General features: G+C 34.2%; 8 protein-coding genes. 2 read left to right on the top strand and 6 right to left on the bottom strand.

Going from position 1 to position 11,742, the window contains the following annotated elements; genetic code table 11:
- Positions 1-184 (top strand): hypothetical protein (locus tag Q0L29_RS09115; protein WP_296621022.1); only part of this gene is annotated, 184 nt, incomplete at its 5' end.
- Between the two features lie 418 nt (positions 185-602).
- Here the strand turns inward: Q0L29_RS09115 and Q0L29_RS09110 are convergent.
- The 6 genes from Q0L29_RS09110 to Q0L29_RS09085 all read right to left on the bottom strand — a co-directional run bounded on the left by Q0L29_RS09110 (position 603) and on the right by Q0L29_RS09085 (position 10,186).
- Complete coding sequence (locus Q0L29_RS09110; protein ID WP_296621021.1) at positions 603-1,850, bottom strand: sodium:proton antiporter; 1,248 nt, start codon at positions 1,848-1,850, stop codon at positions 603-605.
- Between the two features lie 189 nt (positions 1,851-2,039).
- Positions 2,040-3,089: a hypothetical protein gene (locus Q0L29_RS09105; RefSeq protein WP_296621019.1), complete on the bottom strand. Its 1,050-nt coding sequence runs from the start codon at positions 3,087-3,089 to the stop codon at positions 2,040-2,042.
- Between the two features lie 127 nt (positions 3,090-3,216).
- The gene (gene hemL / locus Q0L29_RS09100; protein ID WP_296621024.1) at positions 3,217-4,506 is read right to left on the bottom strand and encodes a glutamate-1-semialdehyde 2,1-aminomutase; all 1,290 of its coding nucleotides are present in this window, start codon (positions 4,504-4,506) and stop codon (positions 3,217-3,219) included.
- A gap of 30 nt (positions 4,507-4,536) precedes the next feature.
- Entirely contained in the window at positions 4,537-6,348 is a 1,812-nt protein-coding gene (locus Q0L29_RS09095; RefSeq protein ID WP_296621018.1) for a tetratricopeptide repeat protein, read from the bottom strand.
- Positions 6,349-6,400: 52 nt separating this feature from the next.
- Positions 6,401-7,930: a glutamine-hydrolyzing GMP synthase gene (gene guaA, locus Q0L29_RS09090; protein ID WP_296621016.1), complete on the bottom strand. Its 1,530-nt coding sequence runs from the start codon at positions 7,928-7,930 to the stop codon at positions 6,401-6,403.
- Between the two features lie 153 nt (positions 7,931-8,083).
- Positions 8,084-10,186 (bottom strand): tetratricopeptide repeat protein, encoded by a 2,103-nt coding sequence (locus Q0L29_RS09085; protein WP_296621014.1) that lies wholly within the window; start codon positions 10,184-10,186, stop codon positions 8,084-8,086.
- A 194-nt stretch (positions 10,187-10,380) separates the two neighbouring features.
- On the opposite strand from Q0L29_RS09085, the gene Q0L29_RS09080 reads away from it, so the two are divergent.
- Positions 10,381-11,460, top strand: coding sequence for a BamA/TamA family outer membrane protein (locus tag Q0L29_RS09080; protein ID WP_296621012.1), 1,080 nt, complete (start codon positions 10,381-10,383; stop codon positions 11,458-11,460).
- Positions 11,461-11,742: the final 282 nt, after the last annotated feature.

The raw sequence follows: 11,742 nt of genomic DNA, 5'->3' as shown, positions 1-11,742 counted from the left end.
TAACCTGAGTTCGACTCTTATTTGTAAATTCAGATTTTCATATAATTCAATAGACAAGACGTCTTTTAGAAGATATAGCGGGCTATATCGAGGGAAGACAACGCAGTATATTGGATTATATGGAAAGGCTTTTCCTATCCCACCTGTAAACAGCGATTTTCTTCCTAAAAATTCCTTACAATAGCCCGCTATTGCTTCAGAATTTTTAGTTGAAACTCACTATTTACAGGCGTTCTGAATCCTAAATTAGAATTGAACTCAGGTTACTATATAAATAGATTTGGCTGCTTACGGCTAGGCTTATCATTAAAACCCACCCCTGATTTGTCTGAGACAAATCAGCCCCTCTCTTTTACAAAGAGAGGGGAGGCACTTAGTGTAGATAATAAAATTTAGAATGATTACTTCCATTATTCCCTTCTCTTTTTGAAGAGAAGGGTGGTCGGCCAGCTAGCGGACTACGCTTCAATGCAGTGCCATTGCCGCCTTTTTGTCCTCCCACCCGCTCGCTCCGAGCAAATATTATTTGGTCTAGAAATTTCGGAGTATTTATCAAGAGCACCCTATTTAATGCTCTACCACAGAAATAAATTAAATATTAATTAAGATTTCTTAGGCACTAATTTCTTAATTGTTAAGCCTTGAACTAATATTGAGAACACTACTACCGAATAAGTAGCGGACAGAATTATATTTTTAGCTTCAAAATCATCAGGTATTGAAAGTGCTAATGCAACTGAAATACCTCCACGTAATCCACCCCAAGTCAGAATGGCTAAAGTATTTTTTTCAAAAGACCTGAGTAGCTGCATGATCTTAACGGGAATACCAACTCCAACTAAACGTGCAAACAATACGATCACGATTGCACACAAACCAATAAGGAAATAATCAGGATGATATTCTTTTGATATGACAATAATTTCAAGACCTATTAAAATAAATAAAATAGCATTAAGTGCTTCGTCTACTAAGTGCCAGAATTTATATACATAATCTCCTGTGGCTTTCTTAGAATCAGCTGCATGTCCTTCCTTGCTAAGGAATAAGCCTAAAACCACAACTGCTAGCGGCCCTGAAATATGGAGAAATTCAGCAGCTCGATAAGAAACCATAACTAAAGATAATGTTACCAACACCTCTAATTCAACATGCGCATTATCTATAATTTCCAGTAATTTCAAACCGAAGAAACCAAAAATAGCACCTAAAAGGATTCCTCCCCCAACTTCTACTCCAAATAGACCTAATGTACTTCCAATACTAAAATTCTCTACTCCTGTTTGTGCTAAACCTAATATGGTTAAAAAGGTCACTACTCCGATACCGTCATTGAATAGTGATTCACCCGCAATTTTAATTTCTAATTTCTTAGATACTTTAGCTTCTGAGAGTAAAGCTAAAACAGCAATTGGATCTGTAGGTGAAATTAATGCACCAAATAATAGGCAATAAATTAAATCAATCTCGTATCCAAAAAACGTAAATACATAGAACATTAAAAAGCCTACTATAAACGTAGAAATTAAAACCCCTACAGTTGCAAAAATTAAAATGGGCCAACGTTCCTCTTTTAATTTTTTAACATTGATAGATAAGGCTCCAGCAAACAATAAGAAACTTAACATTACATCCAGCAGAACTTCTTTAAAATCAAACTCTGAGACTATCGAAATAGCTAAATCAGTGATCTCAGGGAATACATAGCCCGATAAAAGAATTAAAACTGACAATACCAATGCGATTATCATTAGACCAATAGTCGATGGCAGCTTTAAATAATTGACATTAATAAAGGTGAAAACCGCTGCTAGGAAAATGAGCAGTGTGATAAGATCCAATACTCCCATTATGCTAATTGATTTTAATTACTTAATATTTTAAAAGTTTAAAATAAGAATTAAAATCAATTAATACATAAGAAGTATTATTATTTAGTCGAAAAACACAAATAATAATTATGAATAGGTTTAAAAGACTCAGATAATTAAATATATAATTACCAGTATAGGTGAGCTTGATAAATAATTTATAGATTTTTATCTTCCAAATGCTTCCACATTGTAATCTAGTTTAGTACCATACATTGGAAAGGTAATTTTTAATAGACCATAAAACCCTCTTTTCTCCAAACCAGGTCTCATGCCTATTTCAGCACCATATCCCCAACCTAGAGTTCGGTTAAAATGACCATCAATTCCAATTCTTCCACCAAACATGAAAGTATTAATCGCTGAAGCATCGTACTCAAAAAATTGTGTCGCCCCTGTTGGCTGGTGAAAGAAATTTTCTACAGTTACCATTGGGAAAATAAACAGATCCATAAAAGTAGAAAACACATGGTCATCCACTAATTCTTCATAAGTTTTATCAGGTTTTGCAGCAAAGTTTTTAATCCAGGTAAACCCTCCACCTACTGAGACACCTGCACCTAAAACATTACCAAAAACTGGGCCTTCTGTTTCACTTGTTATAGAATTAGGAGAACCTTCAGTCTCCCCCACAGGATTAACCGTTACACCCTGCGAAGCGATTGCTCTACTTAATTCAGAAGTAGTTTCATAATAAACACCTCCTAATCGAGCAAATAATATTTCTCTTCTCTTATTAGGTATTGGAGCTCTCTGAGGTACTTTTGCTGCCCATTCTGCACCTTGATAATTTTTAGAATATAATGGAATCAAGCTTTCCGACTCTTGTTCTTTATCCCATATATGGTAGGATGCACTAGCTTCAGCAAAGAAATAAGTTCGGGATCTTGATTGAGGATCGAATCCATTTTTCTGAGCTGCATTTCTTGCGAAATCACTCCCAATAAAATAAGGTGTTCTGGCATGAGCTTTGAAATGCATCTTATCTTTTAAATAATAAGTAGCATCTACTCCAAAACCAGAAGTGATATTAGTTACATGGATATCACCATAAGCAGGCGTAATACCAATAAATAATTTATTAATATCATAAGGATCGTTATACATTTCCTCGTATGTAACTGTTTTATTTTCACTTCTTTTTCTAAACTGAGCATCCGCAGTAAATACGAAAGAATACGAAATCAATATGATGAGAATGAGTCTTACTATCTTCACTATAATTCTATTTTTTACAGCTGTAAATATAATAATAAATTAGGACTACAATAAATGTAGTCTCTAAATGAGAAAAATCCTTATTAAATTAAGGAAAAATAGTAAATAATTTCTCAGAAACCGTTTATTACAACAGGTTTTTCAAAACTTTTTCGTGTGACTTTACGATATGATCTAAATCTTCAGCAGATAAAGAAGTCGATAAAAACCATGATTCAAACTGAGCTGGAGGCAAATATACTCCTTCATTTAGCATCCCCTGAAAATACTTTCCAAACATTTCAGTATCACAACTTTTCGCACCCTCAAAATCATTTACTGCTTGATCTGTAAAGAAAATACTAATCATTGAACCTAATTGGTTAATTGTATAATTTTTACCTAGAGCATTATTGACCTTTGCTAATTCCTTTGCCAAAAATTGACCTGATGCCCCAATTTGTTCATAAACCTCCTCATGGTCATTCAAATAATGTAGCATCGTTAATCCAGCAGACATAGCTATAGGGTTTCCTGAAAGCGTTCCAGCTTGATAAACCGGGCCTTGAGGTGATACATAATCCATGATTTCCTTTTTACCTCCATAAGCGCCCACTGGCATTCCACCACCAATTATTTTACCAAGAGTAGTGATATCAGGCTTTACTCCATAAATTCCTTGAGCACCAGCTTTAGACAATCTAAAGCCTGTCATTACTTCATCAAAAATCAATACGATCCCGTCCTGATCACATATATCTCTAAGTCCTTGAAGATATCCTTTTTTAGGAATTACACATCCCATATTTCCAGCAACAGGCTCAACTATCAATGCAGCAATTTTACCTTTATTTTGCTCTACTATATTCTTAACTGCATCTAAATCATTAAAAGGAGCTGTTAATGTATCTTTTGCAGTGCCTTTTGTTACACCTGGAGAATTTGGAGTTCCCATAGTTGCTGCACCACTTCCCGCTGCAATTAAAAAACTATCGCCATGACCATGGTAGCATCCCTCAAATTTTAATATTTTATCTCTACCGGTAAATCCTCTTGCAAGTCTCACGGCCGACATGGTAGCTTCAGTCCCTGAATTCACCATACGGACTTTCTCAATGGAAGGAACCATATAAGTAATTAATTCAGCAATCTCAATTTCTTTTGCAGTAGGTGCTCCAAAAGAAAGAGAATTTTTTAATGCATCAGCTACGGCTGCTTCAATTGCTTCATTTCCATGTCCTAATATCATTGGACCCCAAGAGTTGATAAGGTCAATATATCTATTATCATCCTCATCATACATATAGGCTCCTTTTGCGCTTTTAACAAAAATAGGATCGCCACCTACAGCTTTAAACGCCCTTACTGGAGAGTTTACTCCACCAGGTATAAAATTTTGTGCTTTAGAAAATAATGATTTGCTTTTGGACTTGTCCAGCATAAATTATTGATTTTTAATATTTTTAAATTAGTCAGTAAAAACTGATGGTTTTTCTTCTATATACTCATAATTTAACATCCTCAACTCCAACCCCTCCATTTTCATGATAGGAACCACTTGGTTATCATTAGCATTGGTATAATCAAAACCAAAATAAAGATGACCTGCTTGAAAGCTTTCATTGTAAAGCCCATATTGAAAATAATTACCGAATTCAATAAGCTGTTCACCAAAAAACCACATGGTTTCGTATCCATCATAACTATATTGTGTAGGTAATTTGTTATAATCTTTTCTGTAATTTTCCTTAAATTCAGCTACTTGATGAGAGCTAAAATCAAAATAATTTTGGCCTATCATAATGACACCCATCCGTTGTAATTGATCAAAGGAAATTTGATTGAAATCCAGCCATTCATCATATCCTAAAATAGGGATACCATCTCTTCTTGTATCAAGCCCGCTCAAGATATTTGATACCAAAAGATTATCTGAAGAAGCTACCATGATATGCCCTATGGTATCTCTTGACATAATCAGTGAATCTTCTTCCCCTACTCTTACTTTAACTGTATTGCTTATATAAACTTTACCTGAATTATAAACAGTATCAGGATCATAAACCTCCGTAAGAGATCTTAGTATTTCTGTACTTGCAACGGCCGATTTCGAACCTGCCATCCAGGTAATATTAAAGGAGTCTGCCTCTAATATTCTTTTATAGGTATATGCAAATATGGAATCTTGTGATTTACTACCATAAAAGATAGTAGCATTTTTATTTTCCATGTTATCGATAGCAAAACGAGCTGCCGTCTTTGCCCGAGTTTCAGGTGTGGATTTCATCAAAAAAGAATATGGATTTGCAGCAATCGTCTCTGAATTTGTAGACAATGGGTTTACCATATTAATTTTAAATTTATAAGAATAAGCACGAACCATCTCTGCAGGAACAGGATACAATGGGCCAATTATCATATCCATCTCTAATAATTCTCCGCTTTCTAAAATTTCAGCAGTTTTAAGGCTGTCGCGATAGGTATCATAAGCAAAAAGCTTAATTTTCTTGCTGTCTTGATTCAACTCATTTACAGCAACTTTAATGCCTTGATAAATATCTAAAACAAATTGATTTCCTTTATTACCTTTTGAGGTTGACAGGTCATCCGCCATAAATGGCAATAAGACTGCTACTCTGTATTGATCCTTTTTTTCAGTTACGCTTTTATCTACAAAATCATAACTAGCTCGATTTAGATCAAATGAATCAATTAAAAACTCCATTAATTCAACTTGCCTATCAACCATAGGCTGCTGATTGATTTTCATGGCCAAATATTTGGCCAATACTTCATCATAAGGATTGAGCTCCATGGCTTTCTGTAACAAAGGGATACTATCATAAGAACCCAAAGTAGCTTTTTTAATTTCTGTAGCTATTCCTTTTAATTCATCCTTCTTGGTACTATTTAATAGGTTTAAACCTTTGGTCAAACTTCCTTCCTGCATTAACATTTTACCATACCAAAGATTAACCTCATCTATTTTTTCCCATTCAGGATGAGTAGTTCTTATATTCGCTAATACTTCCATGGCTCTCTCCTTATTACCCGTCTCATAGGCAGAAAGAGCATAAAAATAGGACCCATATAAGTAAAAAGGACTGCTGTCATCTGAATCCAATAAATTCTTGAAATGATTTTGAGCCCTTTGATAGTCACCTGACCTAAAATAATTCTTGCCTGATAAATATTCTGATTGATAGTCTATTTGAGCACTAAGTTGAAAAGCACTCAAAAATAAAATCACTCCAAAAATTATTATTGGTTTTAATCGCATGATCTATTTATTAAATTTATTAATTAAGCATTAAAATGAAGTTCAAATTCAATTACTCCCATTCGATAGTAGCTGGTGGCTTTGAGCTGATATCATAAACTACTCTATTTACACCTTTTACTTTATTGATAATCTCATTGGACACATCGCTTAAGAAATCATAAGGCAAATGCACCCAATCTGCTGTCATTCCATCCACACTGGCTACCGCTCTAAGAGCAACTACTTTTTCATAAGTTCTTTCATCTCCCATAACTCCAACGGATTGAATCGGTAAAAGAATGGAACCTGCTTGCCAAACTTGGTCATAAAGTCCTCTTTCCTTCATCATTCCAATAAAAATTGAATCTACTTCTTGAATGATATGGACTTTTTCTGGAGTTACATCACCTAAAATCCTGATACCTAAACCAGGGCCAGGAAATGGATGTCTTCCCAAAATCTTATGATCTATTTCCAAAGCCTTCCCTACTGAACGAACACCATCTTTAAATAGTGTTTTTAGCGGTTCTACCACTTTCAAATTCATTTTTTCAGGTAAGCCTCCCACATTATGATGGGACTTAATAGTGGCCGATGGACCTTTAACTGAAACGGATTCAATTATATCAGGATAAATTGTTCCTTGTGCCAGCCATTTAACATCCTTTATGGCTTTTGCTTCCTGATCAAACACTTCAATAAAAGTTTTGCCAATAGCCTTTCTCTTTCCTTCCGGATCTGAAATTCCTGCCAAAGCTTTGTAGAATTGATCTTTAGCATCTACTCCTTTAACGTTGAGCCCCATATGTTTGTAGGAATCCAATACTTCCTCAAATTCATTTTTTCTGAGCAAGCCGTTATCTACAAATATACAATACAGATTTTTACCTATGGCATGATGAATCAGCATGGCAGCAACAGAAGAATCTACCCCTCCTGAAAGTCCTAAAACTACCTTATCGCTACCTAATTGTTCTTTAAGTTCCGCAATAGTTATATCTGCAAAAATTTCAGAAGTCCAGTCCTGGGCGCAACCACAAATTTTTACTAAGAAATTCTCTAATAATTGCTTACCCTCCAAAGTATGTGTTACTTCTGGATGAAATTGAATACCATAAGTTGGTTCATTTTCTAATTCAAAAGCAGCTACCTCAACAGAAGGAGTACTTGCAATAATTTTAAATCCTTCAGGCAAAGTCTTAATGGTATCTCCATGGGACATCCAAACTTGTGAGCCTTTGGTTAAATTTTTCAGCAAATCATTATCTTGATCGAAGCTAGTTAATTTTGCACGTCCGTATTCTCTGATTTCTGAAGGTAATACTTCTCCTCCATTATTTTGAGCTAAATATTGAGCTCCATAGCAAACTCCTAAAAGTGGGACTTTACCTCTATATTTCGTTAAATCAATTTTTGGTGAATCTTCGTCCCTCACTGAACAAGGGCTTCCAGAAAGTATAACTCCTTTTATATCTGGCGTTAATTCAGGGGCATCATAAAAGGGATGAATTTCACAATAAACATTGAGTTCTCGCACTCTACGGGCAATGAGTTGGGTGTATTGAGACCCAAAATCAAGAATAATAATTTGCTCTGTCATGGTGCAAAAATAATAGGATGAATCTGTTAAGCATAGAAAAAAGTAAGATAGCTTTTAATTAACTTATTTTCAATGCGTTACAAACGAATATTTATTATAAAAAGCTTGTTTTTGGTTCAAAATACCTCATAACTACGAGAAGGTCCTCTTTGGTCAACTAAAAATTCGGAATCCCCAAACCAAAATATCATCAACTTGCTCACTATTTCCGGTCCATTCTTCAATGGTTTCTCTAATGATTATTCCTTGGGTCTCCATTTTTTTCATATGGATGGTGGATAGTAATTCTCTAAAATTTCTAATCATAAATTTCTTATCCCTCTTACCCCCAAACTGGTCGATATATCCATCAGAAAATAAATAAAAACAAGTATCTCCTACCAAATTGATTTCATGGGTATCAAAGTCTTTAACATTCTTCTTTTCATCAAGACCGATAGTGGTTTTATTACCTTTAATTTGATATAACTGTTTGTTCTGTATATAAATTAACGAATGGTTAGCACCAGAAAAATGTACTTTATTTTTCTTTTTATCCCACACACAAATTGAAACATCCATGCCATCCCTATTATCGCTGTGCTCCTGCCTTAAGATATGAATAACACTCAATTTCAATTGCTTTAAGATTTCAGATGGCTCGCTTACTCCTTTAAAATTTACGATATGGTTGAACATATCATGACCAATAAAACTCATAAAAGCACCCGGAATTCCATGTCCTGTACAATCGGCCACAGCCACTACTACTTTATCCTCGAATTCACTAAACCAGTAAAAATCACCACTAACGATATCTTTTGGTTTATAATAGACGAAAAAATCTTCCAGTTCCTTTCTAATTCTATGAGGAAAGGGCAATAAGGCAGTTTGAATTCGTTTGGCATAATTTATACTATCCGTGATATTCTTATTTTTGTTTTCAATTAAATGATTTTTTTGAATCACATCAGAATTTATAGACTTCAATGTTTCAGCCTGAGTTTCTATCTCCTCTCTTTGCTGGCCAATTTCTTCATTTTGAATTTTTAGTTGATTATTGGCTTTTTGTTTTTGATTTTTAGCTCTGAAAGTAATAATGGCAAAAACGATCAAAATTACTAATACGCTCCCTATTGCTACATTAAGAATTCGTTGTTGAGCAATCTGTTTCTGTTTGAGCTCTTTATCTATTCTTAAAATTTCGTTTTCCTGCTCTTTATTCTCAGATTCATAAATGATTCTTAAGTTGGCTATCTGTTTTTGCTTATCCTCATCCATTAATTGATTTTCATAAAAATAAGCTGAATCTTTATACTGGTAAGCTAGTTGGAAAGTCCCTTTATTATAAAAGATTTTAGAAAGGTTTTCAAAGGTTCTAATTTTCCACTGCAGAGAATTGATTTGTCTGGCCATCTCTAAAGCCGTTTTCGCATTTTCTTCAGCTAATCCTAAGCTATTGTTTTTTATATAAATTTTAACCAAAAAATTTATATACTCAACCGCCCCTAAATAATCCTGATCCTCAATTAAATATTCTAAAGCTTGTTTTGTAAGCTCAATTGCTTTTTCTCGATTACCAAGTTGATGATTTACCTTACCCTGAACACCTAATGCGTAAGCCATTCCATTTATATCGCCAAGTTGATCGAAGATTTCATAGGCTTCTTTTTCTAACTTTAAAGCTTTTTCATTTTCTTCTGTTGCCTGGTAAACCTCTCCTATATTGAGTTTATAAACAGCAGTACTCATAGCATATTCAGAAGAATCTATTAAGCTCAAAGCTTTACTATAATAGCGTTTTGCATTTGTGTAATCTTCTTGGTTAAAATACAAAATCCCTAAACTATTAGACGTATTGGCCACCCCTTTCGAATTTCCAAGCAACTCATAGTTTCTTAATGACTCAAGTAAATTAGAAATGGATTTTTCATAATCTCCCAATACTGTATAAACAGCCCCTAAAACATGTAAGGCAGATGCCCTGTCAGAATAATTATCGTTTTTCTCAGCAATTTTTAATGCATGATTTGCATATTTTAATGCTTCATCAGGTTTTAAAGACCTATAGGATATGGCTAAATCTAGGTAAATCTTTACTTTTATACTGTCGTTTGAATTTTCAGCCACATTTAGCAAACTATCTACTTCCGATATTTGTGCAGATAATGGAAGACAATAAGCCAGAGTTATAATTAATAGAAAAATATTTTTCATTTTATCTGCTGTTCCTGATGCCTCTTTAGATGCTCGGTTTAAAAACTGAATACATGACAAATATTGAATTAAGGCTTTCTCCCTCTTTCAAGAATTTCTCATTATATTTCGAATTGATTAAGATCAACCAAATCCGAACTGAAAATAATCTATAATTTAAATGATTACAAAATATAATTTTATCATTTTCAATAATCATGGAACAATCCTTTAAAAACTTTATATTCTTATTTTTAGCAGTTATAACTATTAGCATGACTGCTACAGAATTAGCATTTTCTCAGGATAATATCGATAAAAAAACGATAGATTTAGATACTGCACTTTACGAAACCGATAAAAACTCGCTCTTTCCACTTCCAGTAGTTTATTATACTCCTGAATCTGGTTTGTTTTATGGCGCCAGTATTTTATATAATTTTTTTACAAATAGAAAAAAACCAATTAATGCTAGCCAAATACAATTAGCAGCTGGCTACACTACCAAACAGCAAACCTTAATATTTTTGCCATTTCAGATATTTTGGGATCAGAACAAATGGAGAAGTATAGGCGAACTAGGATATTATAATTATGCATATCCTTTCTATGGAATAGGAAATAATGGTCAGCAGGATGTTTATTCGACCTACCGAGCCAGTTTTCCCCGAGTACGCGTATTTTTATTAAAAGAAACTGCACCTAATTTATTTGTAGGTGGACGCTATTGGTTTGAGAATTATGATATCATTGAATGGGACAATACAGGAAGTTTTCAGCAAGAAGATTTTTCTGGTGGAACCTATAATAGAACCAGTGGATTAGGGCCTGCGATGATTTATGATACCAGAGATGCAGTTTATTACCCTAGAAACGGTCATTATCTGGAAAGTTTTGTTGAATTCAATCATCAATACACGGGAAGCACCCATAATTATACAGCCATCTCATTTGATTATGCCTACTATTATTCTCCGGCAGATAAAACGGTTTTAGCAGCAAATGCTTTTTCATGGTCGAATGTTGGTGATGTTCCTTTCAACAGATTGGCACAATTAGGTGGAAATAAAAAAATGAGAGGCTATTTTCAAGGCTATTTTCAAGACAACAATTTATTACTAGGGCAATTAGAAGTAAGGCAAGAGCTTTTCTGGAGAATTGGAGTGGCAGCTTTTGGTTCAGCAGGACAAACAGCCAACACTTGGGGAGATTATGGCATGAGCCGATGGAATTATGCTGCAGGTGCGGGCTTAAGATTCACTTTCGATACCAAGAAACACATAAATGTGAGACTTGATTATGCTGTGGGGAAAGATAGTAATGGGTTCTATATTGCTTTTAATGAGGCTTTTTAACTTAAAGGATACATTTTTCAACGGTTTGAGTTTACGAAAAGTAACGGACAAGAAAACATAAACCTTTCCGAGTAGCCACATTGTTTATAAAAATACAAAAAACTTTGCGTTTAAGCCTTTGGAAGCTATTTTTATTGACGCTGTTGAACGAATCCGCCTAAGGGCGGAAGCCTGTCATTTTGCTCAGACTTCCGTAACTTAGGTTGAGTATTCATTCATTAAATTCTAAGTTATGAAAAAAAAGTAATACCCTGATTGAAAAAGCCTGTCAAAATGTGCCGG

The organism is Marivirga sp. (genome assembly GCF_024636815.1).
Classification (GTDB): domain Bacteria; phylum Bacteroidota; class Bacteroidia; order Cytophagales; family Cyclobacteriaceae; genus Marivirga.
The sequence above is the reverse complement of the archived record's forward strand: the minus strand, read 5'-3'. Positions and strand labels throughout refer to the sequence as shown.

Coding starts and splice junctions, on each gene's coding strand:
- Q0L29_RS09110 (WP_296621021.1), bottom strand. CDS start 1,850: ATGGGAGTATTGGATCTTATCACACTGCTCATTTTCCTAGCAGCGGTT.
- Q0L29_RS09095 (WP_296621018.1), bottom strand. CDS start 6,348: ATGCGATTAAAACCAATAATAATTTTTGGAGTGATTTTATTTTTGAGT.
- guaA (WP_296621016.1), bottom strand. CDS start 7,930: ATGACAGAGCAAATTATTATTCTTGATTTTGGGTCTCAATACACCCAA.
- Q0L29_RS09080 (WP_296621012.1), top strand. CDS start 10,381: ATGACTGCTACAGAATTAGCATTTTCTCAGGATAATATCGATAAAAAA.